Source organism: Ideonella sp. (genome assembly GCF_036277275.1).
In the GTDB taxonomy this organism is placed as follows: Bacteria; Pseudomonadota; Gammaproteobacteria; order Burkholderiales; family Burkholderiaceae_C; genus Ideonella.
Genome location: NZ_DASUNH010000003.1, coordinates 105954 through 122096, shown reverse-complemented (window position 1 = coordinate 122096; position 16143 = coordinate 105954). Strand labels below are relative to the sequence as shown.

Here is a 16143-nt window from a genome sequence, read left to right as displayed (position 1 = left end):
GGCCGCTGGAAAACTCAGGGCGCCGGCGTGAACGCGCGCGACGCTTCACGCCCCTTCATCGGCGCCTCGCACGGCGGCACGCACACACGCACCCGCACGCGGTGTCCGAAGGCATCAGCCACCGAGGCACAGCCGCTTTGCAGCAACTCGATGGCCAGCTGCAGCGGCTCGAAGCGGTAGCCGGCCACACGCAGAGGGCGAATCATGTCGTCCAGCATGCGCAGGTCGCGTGCTTGCAGCGCGGTGCGCAGCGACTGGCCGGTACAAGGAAGCGCCAACGCCTGGGTGGCGAGCGCCTCCGCAGTGGTGGCTGTGGCGGTGGTCATGTGCCGATGGTGGTCACCGCCCATCCAAAAGAGAAGGAAGGAAATCGGCCAACCATATCGGCCCATCGAATATGCGGTGGCCGCACTTCGGCTACCCTGGCCGGCCCTTCTTTGCCCCTTGCCACCGCCGTGTTCGCCTATTTCGAGCGCCTCGTCGACCCTTACCCCGATGCCGTGCCGCCACCCGCGCCGACGAGCCTGTGGGCCTTTCTGTGGGCCAACACCACCGGGGTGCGTCGCTACGTGGCCGTGATGACCACGCTGACTGCGTTGATCGGTGCGTTCGAAGCGCTGTTGTTCGCGTTCCTTGGCCAGATCGTCGACGGCCTGTCGACCATCGAGCCGGCGAAGTGGTGGCCGCAGGAGCAGGGCCGCCTGTACCTGCTGGCCGCGGTGCTGCTGGCCAGCCCCTTGCTGGTGGCCTGGCAGGCACTGGCCAAGTACCAGACGCTGAACGGCAACTTCCCGATGCGGTTGCGCTGGAACTTCCACCGCCAGATGCTGGGCCAGAGCATGTCGTTCTACCAGGACGAGTTCGCCGGCCGGGTGGCGACCAAGGTGATGCAGACCGCGCTGGCGGTGCGCGACGTGGTGATGACGGTGACCGACATCCTGGTCTTCATCGTCATCTACTTCGTCACGATGATGGCGGTGGTCGGCGGCGTCAATGCGAAGCTGTTGTTGCCGTTCTTCGGCTGGCTCGCGCTGTACATCGCGGCGCTGTTCTATTTCGTGCCGAGACTCGGCAAGGTGGCGCGCGAGCAGGCCGATGCGCGGGCGCTGATGGTCGGCCGCATCTCCGACGCGTACACCAACATCGCCACCGTCAAGCTGTTCTCGCATGCCGGCCGCGAGTCGGGCTACGTGCGTGGTGCGATGCAGGACTTCATGGGCATCGCCTATCGCCAGATGCGGCTGGTGACCGGGCTCGAGATCGTGATCCACCTGCTCAGCATGGGCCTGGTGCTGGCCACGGCCGGTGCGACACTGTGGCTGTGGACGCAGGGCAGTGCCGGCATCGGCGCGGTGGCAGCGGCCACCGCGATGGCGCTGCGGCTGAACGGCATCTCGCACTGGATCATGTGGGAGATGGCGACGCTGTTCGAGCAGGTCGGCACCGTTGCCGACGGCATCAACACGTTGACCCGCCACGCCGCGGTGGTCGACAAGCCGGATGCCACCGAGCTGCAGGTGCCGCGCGGCGAAGTGCGCTTCGAGCAGGTGCGTTTCGGCTACGGCCAGGCCGGGCGTGCCGTGATCGACGACTTCAGCCTGACGATCCGGCCGGGCGAGAAGATCGGTCTGGTCGGCCGTTCCGGCGCGGGCAAGTCGACCCTGGTGAACCTGCTGCTGCGTTTTTACGACCTCGAATCCGGCCGCATCCTGATCGATGGGCAGGACATTGCCGGCGTCACGCAAAACAGCCTGCGCGCCCACGTCGGCATGGTCACGCAGGACACCTCGCTGCTGCACCGTTCCGTGCGCGAGAACCTCGTCTACGGGCGGCCGGGTGCGACCGAGGAACAGATGCTCGATGCGGCCCGGCGCGCCGAGGCCCATGCCTTCATCGAGACGCTGGTCGACCCGAAAAAGCGCACCGGCTACGACGCGCACGTCGGCGAGCGCGGCGTCAAGCTCTCAGGCGGCCAGCGCCAGCGTGTGGCCATTGCGCGGGTGATGCTGAAGGATGCGCCGATCCTGCTGCTGGACGAAGCGACCAGCGCCCTCGACAGCGAGGTCGAGGCCGCGATTCAGCAAAGCCTGTACCGGCTGATGGAGGGCAAGACGGTGGTCGCGATCGCGCACCGCTTGTCGACGATCGCCGCGATGGACCGGCTGATCGTGATGGACAGTGGCCGCATCGTCGAGCAGGGCGACCACAAGAGCCTGCTGGCGCAAGGCGGCCTGTATGCGCGGTTGTGGGCGCACCAGAGCGGCGGCTTCCTCGGCGAGGAGTAGTTCGCCGTTCGCCTCGCCGGCCGCCGGTTTCAGTGGCCGATCACGACCTTGCGGCCGTTCAACGGCTGCACCGGGCGCGCGTTCATCGTGTAGAGCTTCTTGAACGACGCGAACTGCGCGCTCGAAAACTCGACCGGCGTCTTCAGCACCTGCCAGCGGACCTCTTCGCTGCACGGCGGCGTCGTTAGCGAGCCGGCAAAGCTGTAGTGGCTGCGGTCGGCGGGCAGCAGGCTGGCCGGGTCGATGTCGGCCGCGAGCTTGACGCTGTCGCCTTCCTTGGCCGGCAACTGGTCGAAGACCGGCTTCAGCGTGGCGTTCTCCTTGCCGAGCTCGAACAGCACCGCGATCACCGCGAGCTGCCCTTGGGCGCTCTTGTGCACCAGGTGCGCGACGAGCGGGTAGTCGCGGCCGTCGATCTTCTCTTCGCTGGGCGTGTGGAAATGGAACTGCAGCAGCTTGTACTCGGTGCCGCCCAGCGTGATGGTGCCCGGTGACGCCAGGTTCACCTGGACCGTATGGCCGTTGTTGACCACCGTGCCAGGGCCGCTGGCGTAGTGGATGGCCAGCGGCGGGGCGCTGGGCGCCTTGGCGACCTTGCGGCTGTCGATGTCGATCGGCGACTGGTGCTTGCCAAGCCTGCAGCTCTTGAATGCCGGGTCCAGCTCGGCCCAGTGGGCTGCGCTGCCGTGGCCTTCGTAGCCCCAATGGGGGGCGTCGGCAGCGTGTGCCGGCACGAAGCCGACGATGGTGAGCATGGCGGCCACCAACGCAGGGGCCTTCAATGTCGATGTCATGGGCAAGCGGTTCGGTAGATGCGGGAGCCGAACGCTAACACCCGCCTGGAGGGCAAGCTGCGGGGCCGCGGCTTGCCCAGGGTTCTTGGCGGCGCGGCTCAGCGCCCCAGCATCGCTGCGGCGATCAGGCCCATGCCGACCACGCCGACCGTCCAGACGGCCGTGCGCAGGTAGGGGATGCCGGCCCAGTAGACCAGCACGAAGGCGATGCGCGACCCGGCGAAGAGCTGGGCGCCGAGCGTGACCAGCGGCGTGTCGACGTGGGCCGCATCGGCTGCCAGCACCAGAGCCGCGAAGAGAAGGAAGTTCTCCAGCGTGTTGCGCGCCGCGCGATCGAGCCGTGCCGCGGCGGCTGAGGGCTCGGGCATGTCGGCCCGGTTGCCGAAGGCCAGCAGCATGCCGCGCGGCGTCCATGCGCGGGCCTTGGCCAGGCTGGCCAGCATCAGCACGACCCAGGTGAACACCGTCATGCAAACCAGCAACTGCAGTGGCACGGTCATCAAGGATCCCTTGTCGTGGTGGCAGTGCGGCCGTTGGCGTTTCAGGCCGCCTGGCGTGCGTCTTCGCGGATCATGTCGACCGCCTTCTCGGCGATCATGATCGTCGGTGCATTGGTGTTGCCGCTGACGATGCGCGGCATGATCGACGCGTCGACCACCCGCAGCCCCGGCACGCCGTGCACGCGCAGCCGGCTGTCGACCACCGCGCCGTTGTCGCTGCCCTCTCTTGGCCCCATTCGGCAGGTGCCGACCGGGTGGTAGATCGTGTCGGCGCGGTTGCGGATGAAGGACTCGATCTCGCTGTCGCTGCGCGCGCTGGCCGACGCCGCCAGCTCGCGCCCGCCCAATGCCGCCATCGCTGGCTGCTGCAGGATGTGGCGCATCAACTTGAAGCCCCGCACCAGGCGCGCGGTGTCGTCGTCGTCGCCGAGGAAATTGGGGTCGATCTTCGGTGCCGCCATCGGGTCGCGGCTAGCCAACGTCAACTGACCGCGGCTCTTGGGCTGCAGCAAGCAGACATGGCACGAGTAGCCATGGCCGAAGACGGTCTTGCGGCCATGGTCGACCAGCTTGCCGACGACGAAATGAAGCTGCAGGTCCGGCAGCGGCTCTTCAGGGCGGCTGCGCAGGAAGGCGCCGGCCTCGGCGAAGTTGGTCGTCAGCAGCCCCTTGCGTTCGCTGCGCCATTGGCCCAGGCCCTGCCAGACGCTGGCCAGGCCGCTGAGCGACAGGCCAAAGAGGTCTTTCTGCGTCGGCGCATCGACGACCTGCACCACGTCGACGTGATCGTGCAGGTTCTGGCCCACGCCTTCGAGCGCATGTTGCACGGCGATGCCATGGCGCTGGAGTTCGGCCACCGGGCCGATGCCCGACAGCATCAGCAACTGCGGCGATTGCAGCGCACCGGCCGACAGCAGCACTTCGCGTCGTGCCTTCAGCGTCACCCGCCGGCCGCCGCGCAGCACCTCGACGCCGACCGCGCGGCCGCCTTCGAGCACGATGCGCAGCACATGCGCGCCGGTGATGACCTCGAGGTTGGGCCGGCCCAGCACCGGTGTCAGGTAGGCCTTGGCGGCGCTGTGACGCTCGCCGTTCTTGTGCGTGACCTGGTAGGGGCCGACACCTTCCTGGGACGCGCCGTTGAAGTCGTTGTTCAGCGCGAAACCGGCTTGCTGGCCAGCCTGGATGAAGGCCGGCGTGTGCCGGTTCGGGCTGCGCAGATCCATCACGTTCAACGGGCCGCCGGTGGCGTGCCATTCGCTGGCGCCGCGTTCGTTGTGCTCGGCACGCAGGAAGTAGGGCAGCACGTCGCTGAAGCCCCAGCCGGGGTTGCCGGCGGCGGCCCAGTGGTCGTAGTCCTCGCGCTGGCCGCGGATGTAGACCATGGCGTTGACCGAGCTCGAACCGCCCAGCACCTTGCCGCGCGGCTGGTAGCCGCGGCGGCCGTTCAGGCCACGCTGCGGCACGGTCTCGAAAGCCCAATTGGCTTGACCATTCTTGGCCAGCACCGCCAACCCCGCGGGGCACTGGATCAGCACGCTCTTGTCGGGCGGGCCCGCTTCGAGCAGGCCGACGCGGCAGTTCGCGTCCTCGCTCAGGCGGCCGGCCAGCACGCTGCCCGCCGAGCCAGCACCGATCACCAGATAGTCAAACTCCATTGCGCTCGCATCCCCCAGCGCCGGCGCGCGGGCTGCGTCACCGATCGGCGTGGATTGGATGCCCAGGCTTGCACCCCGTCCATAGGGGCGAGTCCCGGCGGAATTTAGAGAGGCATCTCAACCCGGGGCGAGGCGCGCGCCGGCGGGGCTCATTTGGCAGGTGGCTGGTAGTGCAGGTTCAGCTCGGACGGCGCGCCGGCGCGCACCTCGACCGCCTGGGTGCGCTCGTTGTCGCCGTAGCGGGTGCTGACCGAGTAGCGACCCGGCGCCAGTTTGACCTGCGTCAATGGCCCGGCATCGTCCAGCGCCAGCACGGTGCGGCCCTGGCTGTCGGCGATGCGCAGGACCACGTTGGTCACGTACTCGTTCTTCGGCCCTTCGGAAAAGGTCAGGCGCAGGTTGTACTCACCTTGACTGGCCTCGATGCGCTTGACCTCACCGCGGCCGATGCCGCCGTTGATGTAGGGCACATTGGCCGCGACCGCCCAGCTCCCGACGGTGGAGCCGAGCAGGATCGGAACGAGCAGTCCACGGACCAGCGGTGCGATTCGATGCATGGTGATCTCCTTCCGGGGCCCGGTTGCTCGCCGGCGGTGTTGTGGGCCGGTGGGCGCTCAGGCCTGATGAACAAGTCCCAGAAAAGGAGCAATCAGCGCACCCGGCCGACCGTGGGGGCGCAGCCTCAGGCGCTCAGTCCGCGGCCACTTGCACCTGCTGTGGCTGGTCATGGACCAGGCGCACCACCGCGTCGGTCATGCGGCGCGCGGTGGCGTCGGCCAGCGGCGGCAGTTCGCCGGCCAGGGCCTGGGCCAGCAGGCGGTTCAGCACCCCGGCATGCGGCAGCAGCGTGCCGAAGAAATGCGGCGTGCCTGCACGGGCCAGCAGCAGCGTCGGAAAGTTCTCGATGTCTTCGGCCGCCCCTTCCGAGTCGTCCAGCGCATCGGCATGGTCTTCGATGTCGACCCAGGCGAACTGCAGGCCTGGGTGGGCGTGCGCCGCCTCGGCCATCACCGTCCGGTAATCGTCGCAAGTGCGGCACCAGGCGGCGCACAGGCAGGCCACCAGCCAGGGTGAAGGGGAAGCGTCGGCAGCGGGCATCTGCCGAGTGTGCCATTGCACCGCTCGCCGGTGGCCGAGCGGCTCAAGCCGCCGGGTGGTTGGCCGAAAACGGGTCGATGCGGCCGCCGGGCCGCCGCCCCGGCCTGCCCGCTGCGAGGGCAACCGTGCCGAGACGCCTTTGCCTGCCCCTTGCCGCCGATGACCGTTCTTCGTTTCTTGTCCCGCTGCGCCACTGCCTGCCCGCCGCTGGCAGTGGCGGCCCTTGCCGCGATGGCCACCGTCGCTGACGCGGCCACGGTGGAGGTGCGGGCCCAGGGCAAGGGTGGCCAGCCATTGGCCGACGTGGTGGTGCTGCTGGAGCCGCAAGGTGCCAGGGCGGTCGTCAAGCCACTGGCCCAGGTCGACATCGCGCAGCAGGGCCGGCGCTTCGTGCCGGCGGTGACGGTGGTGCCGGTTGGCACCAAGGTGCAGTTCCCGAACCAGGACACGGTGCGCCACCATGTGTACTCGTTCTCACCGGCCAAGAAGTTCGAGCTGAAGCTCTACGTCGGGCGGCCGGAGAACCCGATCGAATTCGACCACGCCGGGCTGGTGGTGCTGGGCTGCAACATCCACGACGCGATGGTCGGCTGGATCGTCGTCAGCGACACACCCTGGTATGCCAAGACGTTGGCTGGTGGGCGCGCCATGCTGGCCGATGTGCCGCCGGGCAGTTATGTGCTGCGCAGCTGGCACCCCGACCTGCCCGCCGGTTCGACCGGCATCGAGCAGGCTGTCACGGTCGCGGCGGATTCGCTGGACCTGGTGGCCAGCCTGCCGGTGGCCAGCCGGTGACAGGGGCACGCCCGTGATGCGCCCACACCGGCCGTTGACCGGCCTGGCCGGCCGGATCGTCACGATCTTTCTCGGCCTGTTGCTGGTGGTCCAGCTGGCCGGCTTCTTCACCATCCGCCACAGCATCGATGCCAACGCGCGGGCACAGCTGGCCGACCAGTTGCAGGTCGGCGAGCGCCTGCTCGGCCGCTTGCTGGACCAGAACGCCCAGGCGCTGACCCAGGCCGCCACCTTGCTGGCGGCCGACTACGGTTTCCGCGAAGCGGTGCTGTCGGGTGACAACGAGACCATCCGTTCGGCGCTGGACAACCATGGTGCGCGCATCGGTGCCGGTGTCACGGCGTTGCTGGAGCGTGACTTCACGTTGCGCGCCGCCGGCAACCGCGGCGGTGAAGCGGTGCAGCCGCTGCGCCAGCGCCTGGCCGTTGCGGCGGCGGGCGGCCGGCTGCCCGTCACCGGGCAGCTGGTGCTGGTCGGCGAGCGGCCGTACCAGTTCGTCGTCGTGCCGATGAAGGCGCCGCTGGAGATCGGGTGGGTGGTGATGGGCTTTGCCGTCGACCACACGCTGGGCGAGGATCTGCGCGCCTTGTCCGGCCTGCACCTAGCATTGCTGGCCCAACCCGCCGGAGCTCCGGCACGGGTGGTGCAAAGCACCCTGGCGGCGTCGCAGAACCTCCACCTGACCCAGTTGCCGCCGCTGGGCCCGGCCGAATTCGAGGCCGGGGGCGAAACACTGGAGGGCCGCAGCAGCGTGCTGACACGCACGCCGGCCGGTGAGCTGCGCGCCATGCTGGTGCGTTCGGTCGACGAGACCGTGGCGCCCTACCGCCGGCTGCAGGCGGTGCTGCTGGGCATCACGCTGCTCGGCGCGACGGTGTTTGCGATCGGCAGCGTGTGGACTGCGCGCCGTGTGACACAGCCATTGCGCGCGTTGGTCGAGGCCAGCCGGCGTCTGGGCCAGGGCGATTTCGACACGCCGGTGGGCCACCCTGATCGCCGCGACGAGCTGGGCGAGCTGGCCACTGCGTTCGACGGCATGCGCGAGGTGACGCGGCGCCGCCTGTACCTGGACGACCTGACCGGCTTGCCCAACCGCAGCCAGTTCAGCCGCCGCCTGAGCCAGGTGCTGGGGGCCGGTCCGGTGGCGGTGCTGATGCTGGACCTGGACCGCATCAAACAGGTCAATGACAAGCTCGGCTACCAGATGGGCAACCGGCTGCTGGTGCGGGTCGGCGAACGGCTGGCCGCACTGGCAGCGGCGCAGGCCAGCCACCACGGCAGCATGGTGGCGCGGCTGTCGGGTGACGAGTTCGCGTTGCTGCTGCCCGGTGCCGGACGGCCGCAGGCCGAGGCGATCGCCGACCTGGTCATGGCGGCACTGGAACAACCCGTGCGGCTGGACGACAGCGTGGTCGACGTCGCCGCCGGCATCGGCATTGCCTGCGCACCCGAGCACGCCTCCAACGCCGAGGCGCTGCTGAGCCGGGCCGAGGTGGCGATGTACGAAGCCAAGCACCGCCGCGCGGGCCGGCTGACCTACGACCCGGCGTTCGACCACGGCAGCGCGGCGACGCTGACGCTGCTGGGTGAGATGCGGCGCGCGCTGCAGCACAACGAGCTGCGCCTGTTCATCCAGCCCAAGCTGCACCTGCTGGACGGTACCTTGGTCGGCGCCGAGGCGCTGGTGCGCTGGCAGCACCCGGAGCGCGGGTTGGTGCCGCCGCTGGCGTTCATCCCCTTCGCCGAAGAAACCGGCTTCATCCACGAGTTGAGCTTGTGGGTGGTCGACGAATCGGCGCGTCTGCTGGCGCGCTGGCAGGCCTGCGGCCTGCTGCCGCGCCTGTCGATCAACTTGTCGGTGCACGACCTGTTGAAGGCCGACCTGGTCGAGCGCCTGAGTGCCCGCCTGCAGCGCCACGGCGTGTCGCCGCAAATGCTGTGCATCGAGATCACCGAGAGCGCGATCATGACCGACCCCACGCGTGCGCTGCAGACCTTGCAGGCGCTGAAGGCGCTGGGCTGCAGGCTGTCGATCGATGATTTCGGCACCGGCTACAGCTCGTATGCGACGCTGCGCAACCTGCCGGTCGACGAGCTGAAGATCGACATGTCCTTCGTCAAGGCGATGGAGAAGGTGCCGAAGGACGCGATGATCGTGCGTTCGATCATCGAGGTGGCGCACAACCTGGATCTGAGCGTGGTCGCCGAGGGGGTCGAGAACGAGGCGATCTTGCGTCAGCTCGCATTGCTCGGCTGTGACGAAGCCCAGGGCTGGCACATCGGCCGGCCGATGCCGGTCGAGGCGTTCGAGGCCTGGGCCGAGGCCCACCTGGCGCTGGCGCCGGCGCCCCACACCGTCCCGGCCTGACGCGGCCCTCAGCGAACCTTGCCCAGCAGCGTCTGCACCTCATCCATCACTTCGACCAGCCTCAGCCCGCGGTCACTGCTGGCCAGGCGGGCACCAAGCTCCTGCTGCATGTAACCCACCGTCAGGCGCACGTAGGTGCTGTCCAGCGCCTTACGCACGGCGGCAAGCTGGCCGGCGATATCGAGGCAGGGCTGGTCTTCTTCGATCATGCGCTGCACGCCGCGCAGCTGCCCCTCGGCGCGCTTCAAGCGGTTCAGCAGATCGGTGCGGGTCTTGGCATCGGTGAAGGTGACCATGGCGGGATTTCGGGCAACCGAGACGGGCATTCTCCTGCGTCGGCACGATCTGGCCGCAGCTGGACTTCGGGTTTCCTCTGATTTCCAGGGTGATTGGTGACACGGGAGGATCCACGGCGCCGCAGAATTGCGGCTCTTTACGTTCGCGGCACTGCCACGGTCGTCTTCAAGAATGAATGGACTGCCGCCCGCGAAGTGCTGACACTTCGCTTCGAAGCGCTGGCGGCGGGCCGCGCCGAACTCGTATTGATTGGGGCACAAGCCATCGGCGTCGATATGCCCGTATCGGCGCCAATCTTGCCCATAGTGAAGGCGCTGCTCATCCACTGACTGCCTGAAGATTCGCTGGTCGACGACGGATCCTGGTCGAGCCGTCCGAGGCCTGGGCCTGCACTTTATCCACCCCTTCGACCAGCCTCAGTCCACGGTCAGGTGACCATGCGCGCGATCGCGGCAAGAACGAAAAAGGCGCCCACCGATTGCTCGGCGGGCGCCTTCGGATGTCAGCCTCGCGGCCGCGGAGTCAGAAGGACTCAGAAGCGGTAAGAAGCGCCGAGTGTGAATGCGCGCCCGGTCGGATCGGCGTAGCGGCTGTCGTATCCGACTTGGTTGCCGCCTACGAGCTTGAGCGAGCGTGGGGGCTCCTCATCGAAGAGGTTGGTGATGCCAGCCGTGAAGCGCAAGGCCGGGCTGTACTGCCAGCGAGTTTGCCAGTCAACGGTCGTGTAGGAGCTCACGCGGCCGTTATAGGCGACGCCCTCACCAGTCGCTTCATCCACCACGTTGCCCGAATCCGCGGTGAACGCCTGATCGGCATAGCCCGACTTGTATTTGACGACGGCCGTGTGCGTGAAATCGCCATGCTGCAGGCCCAGCGCCAAACGCATGACGTTGCGGAAGACGACGTTGTTGTCGCCACCGAACTTGCCGAGGTCGGTCTGCTTTCCGCCCGGAAGTTCGTAGTCGGCCTTGAGCATGTGCGTGCCGCTCAGGCTGGCCGTCACCTTCCCGATCGGCGTGGCCGTGCGGAAGTCGAATTCCCAGTCGATGCCCTGGTAGCTGGCCTTGCCGGCATTGAACGGCTGTTGGAGGAGGGCTATCGTGACGGGCCCCGACGGGTCCCGGTAGTCTTTGATGAACAAATCCTGCAGCGCTTCCGCGTTGGCGAACGCGTAGCCCTCGGGCATGCCGTTCAGGATCTGGTCCTTCAGCTTCACGGCCCAGTAGTCGAGGCCCACCGAGAACATCTGCGCTGCGTCCCAACGCCCGCCCAGGGTCCACTGGCGGGACGTCTCGGCCTTGAGGCCTGCGCTTCCGCTGGCCGGGTTACCCAACGAGACGAGGTCCCATTGCGCGGGATCGGTGCCGTTGGCTATGCACGTCGCGTGTGTCGGGTACGGGCAGACATAGCTTCCCGAAGTGTTCGTCGCGAACGCGAGCGGCGCCGCGATCTGGTTGACCGAGGGGGCTTTGAATCCCGTGCCCAAGGAGCCGCGCAGGAGCACGCCATCGGCCGGCTGGGTGCGGAAGCTCAGCTTGTAGGTCGCGTGGCTGAAGGTGTTGCCCTCGTCCTCGGCTGGCAGCGGCTCGAGGTCGTTCGCCACCTGCTTGAAGGGCATCTTGTTGTGCACCTTGTCGTAGTGGTCCCAGCGAACCGAGGCCGTCAGTTCGGTCTTTCGCGCGATCGGCATCAGCAGCTCGGCGAACAGGCCGTAGTTGTTGCGGCTCGCTTCCATCGGCACGTAGCCGTAGAAGCCGCCGACGGCGTAGTTGGTCGCGCCGGCCTGGTCCGGCGTGCCGTTGCCGAACTGCGCCAGGTCGCTGGTTTCCTGCTTGAAATTCTGGCGGGCGTAATCGAACCCGAGGCCCAGAACGGAGTTGCCGCCGGGCAGCGCGAACATGTCCTTCGAGGCATGCAGGTTGAACACGTTCTGCGAGACGTCGGTCTTCAGGAAGGTGCCGCTCAGCAACGCGGCATCGAGGGTCTGACCTTCAATAGGCACCAGAGGATCGTATTGGCCGGTCTTGATCAGGTCCACGAACTTTTCGAAGTCGAGATAGCCGCCGGCGAGCTTGTCCTGGCTCTGGTTCGACGAGAACGTGAGGCTGGTGCCGTAGTCCCAGCCCATGGCGGTGCCTTCGATGCCAAGCACGTAGTGCTGCGCTTCGGTCACCCATTCGTCAGTGCGGTTGCCGGCCTCCATGGCCCGGTAGCCCATCTGGGCCCCGGTGCTCGTGTCGCCAGTCAACGCCTGGTAGGGAACGACGTACTTGTCCCAGAGGATGTCGAGGGGCCGGCCCGCGATGTCCTGGTCGCCGAGGCCCATGGGCTGCGCTGGTGGCGCGAACGCCGCGGTCATGGCGAACTTCGAGAACAGCGCTTCGGCGAAGAGCGTGTGGTCGCCGCCGAGCTTCATCCGGCCGCTAAGGTACACGCTGTCGCGCTCGGAATCCGGGATGTTCTGCACCGTCGCGGCATAGTTGGTCCGGCATCGAGTGCCGGAAGCGAACACGGCCGGATCCGTTCCGCAGTTTCCGTTCAGGTCGAAGTACGGGCTGAAAGCGGCGCCGCTGTCGAGGAAGAGGTTGCCCGGCAAGGTATTGCGGGAGGTCTGGTCGAAGACCACTTTTCGCCCGTCGAGCGTGAACGTGATGAGGCCGCCGCGCTTGGAGACATCGCGCTGGCTCGCCATCAGGACTTCCTGCACGTCGTGGCTGTAGGACAGCAGGAAGTTGTAGCCGTCGACCTCGAGATCTCCGAAGCCCTTGCTGATGCCGGCGCTCCACTTGCCGCCACCCGATTGTTCAGGGGCGCTGCCGTTGAAGAACACGCTGAAGTCGGTGACGTTCTTCTTGGTGATGAAGTTCACGACGCCTGCGATGGCGTCGGAACCGTAAAGCGCCGAGGCGCCGTCCGTCAGCACCTCGACCCGCTCGATCGCATCGAGCGGAAGGCTGGACAGGTTCACCGAACCATCCCCACCCGAGGCGCCGAAACCACCGAAGGGCGCGACGCGCCTGCCATTGAGCAGCACCAGGGTGTACTTCTGGTCGAGGCCGTGAATCGCCGCGGTGGTGTTGCCGAATCCGTTGCCGTTGACCGAGCTCGCGGACTGCGTGAAATTGCCACCGGTCATGGCCGGTAATGCCTGTATCAGCTCGGTGACCGTGTTCACACTCGCCTTGTCGATGGCGTCGCGCGAGATCACCGTGATGGGCAGCGCCCCTTCGGCCTCGATGCGGCGGATCGACGAGCCGGTGATCTCCACCCGTTGCGTGGGGGCGGGGGCGTCCTGCGCGAACGCGGGCATAACGCCGAAAGCCAGCAACAAGTGCGTGCAGAGCTTGGTGCGCTGAAACATGTGTCCTCCTGTCGAATTTCACTGCGCGGCGCCTGTTCCGCCTTGTGGGCCGGGCGCCACCCCTCACGTCGCGAAGCGACGGCGGCAGCGCGATGCAAAAAGCCTGCCACCCGTGCTGCGCGCCGAGTGCCGGTGATTGTTTGGTGCTGTCAATGGCGAAGTTGCTGGGACCAACCCGCGAGTTGGCGCTTTCGCCACAGGTGATGCGACGAACTGCGGCCAGCGGCGATGAAGTGCGGCCACTTCTGTAAGCGCTCGTGTGGCCGGCCTGGGCTTGTCTAGGCAGGGTGCCGTCAGGACGAGCCGCTACCATCCGTCCCGATGCTTTCGACTTCCCCTGCCGTCGACCCGGCCGCCCTGCTGCACGAGGTCTTCGGTTATGCCCAGTTTCGCGGCCACCAGCAGGCCATCGTCGACCATGTGATTGCCGGCGGCGACGCGCTGGTGCTGATGCCCACCGGCGGCGGCAAGAGCCTGTGTTACCAGGTGCCGGCGATCGCCCGCCACCGCGCCGGGCAGGGCGTGACGGTGGTGGTCAGCCCGCTGATCGCGCTGATGCACGACCAGGTCGGCGCATTGGAGGAAGCCGGCGTGCATGCGGCCTTCCTGAACTCGACGCTCGATTCGGCCGGTGCGCAGGTGGTCGAGCGAGAGCTGTTGTCGGGCCGGCTGGTGATGCTGTATGCAGCCCCCGAGCGCATCACGAACCCGCGCTTCCTGGCGATGCTCGATTCGCTGCACGAGCGTGGGCGATTGAGCCTGATCGCGATCGACGAGGCGCACTGCGTCAGCCAGTGGGGCCACGACTTCCGCGAGGAGTATCTGCAGCTCGGCCAGTTGGCGGATCGTTTCCCGACCGTGCCGCGCATCGCGCTGACCGCGACCGCCGACGAGCACACCCGCGCCGACATCCTCGACCGGTTGCAGCTGACCGAGGCGCGCGCCTTCGTCTCGAGCTTCGACCGGCCGAACATCCGCTACACCATCGTCGAGAAGGACAACGCACGCACCCAGCTGTTGCGCTTCCTGCGCGACGAGCACGAGGGCGACGCCGGCATCGTCTACTGCCAGAGCCGGCGCAAGGTCGAGGAGACGGCCGAGTGGCTGAGCGGCGAGGGCCTGGCGGCCTTGCCGTACCACGCCGGGCTCGACGCCGACGTGCGGCGTCGCCACCAGGATCGCTTCCTGCGCGAGGATGGGCTGGTGATGGTGGCCACCGTGGCCTTCGGCATGGGGATCGACAAGCCCGATGTGCGCTTCGTGGCCCACTTGGACTTGCCGAAGAACATCGAAGGGTATTACCAGGAGACCGGCCGCGCCGGCCGCGACGGCGAGCCGGCCGACGCCTGGATGACCTACGGCCTGGCCGACGTGGTGAACCAGCGCCGCATGATCGACGAGAGCACCGCCGGCGAAGACTTCAAGCGCCTGCAGGTCGGCAAGCTCGACGCGCTGCTGGCGCTGGCCGAAAGCCTGGACTGCCGGCGGCAACGCTTGCTGGCGTATTTCGGCGAAGGCAAGCCCGCCGGCTACCGCTGCGGCAACTGCGACAACTGCCTCAGCCCGCCGCAGCGCTGGGACGCGACCGAAGCGGCGCGCAAGGCGCTGTCGTGCATCTACCGCTTTCGCCAGCATTCGGGCATCGGCTACGGTGCCGGCCACCTGATCGACGTGCTGCGAGGCAAGTCGACGGACAAGACCCGTGAGCGTGGCCACGAGAAGCTGTCGACCTTCGGCATCGGCGCCGATCTGAGCGAGGCGCAGTGGCGTGGCGTGATCCGGCAACTGATCGCGCTCGGCCACCTGGCCAGTGAAGGCGAATACAACACGCTGGCCTTGACCGAAAGCGCCCGCGCGGTGCTGCGCGGCGAGGTCCAGATCGAGCTGCGTGAGGCCCGTGAGCCGACGCCGCGCTCGCGCAGCTCCCGCGGCAAGGCCGGCGCGTCGCCCAAGGTGCCGCGCGCTGCCGCCACGCTGGACACGCAGGGCCAGGCGCGCTTTGCCGCATTGAAGGCCTGGCGCAGCGAAGTCGCCAAGGAGCACAACCTGCCGGCCTACATCGTGTTCAACGATGCGACGTTGGCGCAGATGGCTGCCGATGCGCCCGACTCGCTGGCGGCGCTGGCCGGCATCAGCGGAGTCGGGGCCAAGAAGCTGGAGGCCTACGGTCGCCAGATCCTGCAGGTTCTGGAACAGTTGGACCTAGGGTGAGGCCGACGATGGCGTTACGTTCTATTTCCAACCAGTGCTGGCGGGCCGCCGGATTGCTGACGCTCGGCCTTTTGGCCGGTCAGGCGCTGGCTGACGGCAATGCGCCGGCCTCTGAGCCGCCGCGGCGGCTGATGGCCGACTGGCCCCAACGGCTGACGGCGGCCGGTTGCCCGACGCTGCCTGGCAAGCCGGACGAGCGGCGCTGCACCACACGTGACAGCTTTGCTGTCTGCAAGGTGGCCGTCGACTCGGGCCACCTGAAGCGCTGCGAGCTGACCGGTACAAAAGAAACCTACCCGGCGTCACGCTGAGTTCGGGCGCGCGCCGGCCGGACGGAGCCGGCCACTGGGCCACGGCACACGGCCGCCATCGGGCCGACAGGCCGCGCGACAGGGGCGCTTGCGGTGCTTGCCGGAAATCCAGGTGGTGCTGGATGCCGAGGTTGCGGAAGGTGGCCGGACGGCGCCGGTGTGCCCGCCTTGCGTGCCGGGGCCGTCGGCCGCTTCGCCGCGCCGGCCGACACGCGGGCCGGGCGTCGGCCCTCCCGGGCGACGCTGGGCCGGTGGCTGACGGCGTCAGCGCTTCTGGTCTGACTTCTGCTGGCGGGCCAGGCTCTGGCGGTCGCTGCCAAAGGCAGCCGTCCAGAACGGCTCGAACTTCTGGCCCTTTTCGGGCGGCGGCAGCACGTGCTTGGCGTCGCGCGAATGAGCTTGGCGGTTGGTAAGGGCTGACTTCTGCATGATCGTTGACATCGGTTGGACCTGTTTCCCCCTTGT

Annotated in this window: 15 protein-coding genes; 6 read left to right on the top strand and 9 right to left on the bottom strand. The window is 67.8% G+C overall.

Annotated elements, in window-relative coordinates; genetic code table 11:
* Window positions 1-14: 14 nt before the first annotated feature.
* Window positions 15-326 (bottom strand): hypothetical protein, encoded by a 312-nt coding sequence (locus VFY73_RS00950; RefSeq protein ID WP_329716020.1) that lies wholly within the window; start codon window positions 324-326, stop codon window positions 15-17.
* Between the two features lie 129 nt (window positions 327-455).
* On the opposite strand from VFY73_RS00950, the gene VFY73_RS00945 reads away from it, so the two are divergent.
* Window positions 456-2285, top strand: coding sequence for an ABC transporter ATP-binding protein (locus VFY73_RS00945; protein WP_329716038.1), 1830 nt, complete (start codon window positions 456-458; stop codon window positions 2283-2285).
* Window positions 2286-2314: 29 nt separating this feature from the next.
* Here the strand turns inward: VFY73_RS00945 and VFY73_RS00940 are convergent, their stop codons facing one another.
* From VFY73_RS00940 to VFY73_RS00920, 5 genes are all read right to left on the bottom strand, one after another.
* Window positions 2315-3079: a carbonic anhydrase family protein gene (locus tag VFY73_RS00940; protein WP_329716019.1), complete on the bottom strand. Its 765-nt coding sequence runs from the start codon at window positions 3077-3079 to the stop codon at window positions 2315-2317.
* Between the two features lie 98 nt (window positions 3080-3177).
* Window positions 3178-3579 carry an MAPEG family protein gene (locus tag VFY73_RS00935; protein WP_329716018.1) on the bottom strand — a complete coding sequence of 134 codons (402 nt, stop codon included), beginning with the start codon at window positions 3577-3579 and terminating at the stop codon, window positions 3178-3180.
* Between the two features lie 41 nt (window positions 3580-3620).
* Window positions 3621-5237 carry a choline dehydrogenase gene (locus VFY73_RS00930; RefSeq protein WP_329716017.1) on the bottom strand — a complete coding sequence of 539 codons (1617 nt, stop codon included), beginning with the start codon at window positions 5235-5237 and terminating at the stop codon, window positions 3621-3623.
* 149 nt (window positions 5238-5386) lie between these two features.
* Entirely contained in the window at window positions 5387-5794 is a 408-nt protein-coding gene (locus VFY73_RS00925; protein ID WP_329716016.1) for a hypothetical protein, read from the bottom strand.
* A gap of 133 nt (window positions 5795-5927) precedes the next feature.
* A complete protein-coding gene (locus VFY73_RS00920) occupies window positions 5928-6335 on the bottom strand; it encodes a thioredoxin family protein (RefSeq protein WP_329716015.1) in 408 nt (135 codons plus the stop codon).
* Between the two features lie 159 nt (window positions 6336-6494).
* Here VFY73_RS00920 and VFY73_RS00915 point away from each other — a divergent pair, with 159 nt between their 5' ends.
* Together VFY73_RS00915 and VFY73_RS00910 are read left to right on the top strand one after the other, a co-directional pair.
* Entirely contained in the window at window positions 6495-7130 is a 636-nt protein-coding gene (locus VFY73_RS00915) for a methylamine utilization protein (protein ID WP_329716014.1), read from the top strand.
* A 16-nt stretch (window positions 7131-7146) separates the two neighbouring features.
* Entirely contained in the window at window positions 7147-9498 is a 2352-nt protein-coding gene (locus tag VFY73_RS00910; protein ID WP_329716037.1) for a putative bifunctional diguanylate cyclase/phosphodiesterase, read from the top strand.
* 8 nt (window positions 9499-9506) lie between these two features.
* Here VFY73_RS00910 and VFY73_RS00905 read toward each other — a convergent pair whose 3' ends face one another.
* A complete protein-coding gene (locus tag VFY73_RS00905; RefSeq protein WP_329716013.1) occupies window positions 9507-9794 on the bottom strand; it encodes a metal-sensitive transcriptional regulator in 288 nt (95 codons plus the stop codon).
* Window positions 9795-9890: 96 nt separating this feature from the next.
* Between VFY73_RS00905 and VFY73_RS00900 the strand changes: the two genes are divergently transcribed.
* Window positions 9891-10124: a hypothetical protein gene (locus tag VFY73_RS00900; protein ID WP_329716012.1), complete on the top strand. Its 234-nt coding sequence runs from the start codon at window positions 9891-9893 to the stop codon at window positions 10122-10124.
* A 203-nt stretch (window positions 10125-10327) separates the two neighbouring features.
* Here VFY73_RS00900 and VFY73_RS00895 read toward each other — a convergent pair whose 3' ends face one another.
* The gene (locus tag VFY73_RS00895) at window positions 10328-13156 is read right to left on the bottom strand and encodes a TonB-dependent receptor (RefSeq protein WP_329716011.1); all 2829 of its coding nucleotides are present in this window, start codon (window positions 13154-13156) and stop codon (window positions 10328-10330) included.
* Window positions 13157-13477: 321 nt separating this feature from the next.
* Here VFY73_RS00895 and recQ point away from each other — a divergent pair, with 321 nt between their 5' ends.
* Both recQ and VFY73_RS00885 read left to right on the top strand, forming a co-directional pair.
* A complete protein-coding gene (gene recQ, locus VFY73_RS00890; RefSeq protein WP_329716010.1) occupies window positions 13478-15367 on the top strand; it encodes a DNA helicase RecQ in 1890 nt (629 codons plus the stop codon).
* An 8-nt stretch (window positions 15368-15375) separates the two neighbouring features.
* Entirely contained in the window at window positions 15376-15678 is a 303-nt protein-coding gene (locus VFY73_RS00885) for a hypothetical protein (protein ID WP_329716009.1), read from the top strand.
* Window positions 15679-15942: 264 nt separating this feature from the next.
* Here VFY73_RS00885 and VFY73_RS00880 read toward each other — a convergent pair whose 3' ends face one another.
* Window positions 15943-16119 carry a hypothetical protein gene (locus VFY73_RS00880; RefSeq protein WP_329716008.1) on the bottom strand — a complete coding sequence of 59 codons (177 nt, stop codon included), beginning with the start codon at window positions 16117-16119 and terminating at the stop codon, window positions 15943-15945.
* Window positions 16120-16143 lie beyond the last annotated feature (24 nt).

Coding starts and splice junctions, on each gene's coding strand:
- recQ (WP_329716010.1), top strand. CDS start 13,478: ATGCTTTCGACTTCCCCTGCCGTCGACCCGGCCGCCCTGCTGCACGAG.
- VFY73_RS00915 (WP_329716014.1), top strand. CDS start 6,495: ATGACCGTTCTTCGTTTCTTGTCCCGCTGCGCCACTGCCTGCCCGCCG.
- VFY73_RS00925 (WP_329716016.1), bottom strand. CDS start 5,794: ATGCATCGAATCGCACCGCTGGTCCGTGGACTGCTCGTTCCGATCCTG.
- VFY73_RS00905 (WP_329716013.1), bottom strand. CDS start 9,794: ATGGTCACCTTCACCGATGCCAAGACCCGCACCGATCTGCTGAACCGC.
- VFY73_RS00930 (WP_329716017.1), bottom strand. CDS start 5,237: ATGGAGTTTGACTATCTGGTGATCGGTGCTGGCTCGGCGGGCAGCGTG.
- VFY73_RS00895 (WP_329716011.1), bottom strand. CDS start 13,156: ATGTTTCAGCGCACCAAGCTCTGCACGCACTTGTTGCTGGCTTTCGGC.
- VFY73_RS00935 (WP_329716018.1), bottom strand. CDS start 3,579: ATGACCGTGCCACTGCAGTTGCTGGTTTGCATGACGGTGTTCACCTGG.
- VFY73_RS00885 (WP_329716009.1), top strand. CDS start 15,376: ATGGCGTTACGTTCTATTTCCAACCAGTGCTGGCGGGCCGCCGGATTG.
- VFY73_RS00880 (WP_329716008.1), bottom strand. CDS start 16,119: ATGTCAACGATCATGCAGAAGTCAGCCCTTACCAACCGCCAAGCTCAT.
- VFY73_RS00940 (WP_329716019.1), bottom strand. CDS start 3,079: ATGACATCGACATTGAAGGCCCCTGCGTTGGTGGCCGCCATGCTCACC.
- VFY73_RS00910 (WP_329716037.1), top strand. CDS start 7,147: ATGCGCCCACACCGGCCGTTGACCGGCCTGGCCGGCCGGATCGTCACG.
- VFY73_RS00920 (WP_329716015.1), bottom strand. CDS start 6,335: ATGCCCGCTGCCGACGCTTCCCCTTCACCCTGGCTGGTGGCCTGCCTG.
- VFY73_RS00950 (WP_329716020.1), bottom strand. CDS start 326: ATGACCACCGCCACAGCCACCACTGCGGAGGCGCTCGCCACCCAGGCG.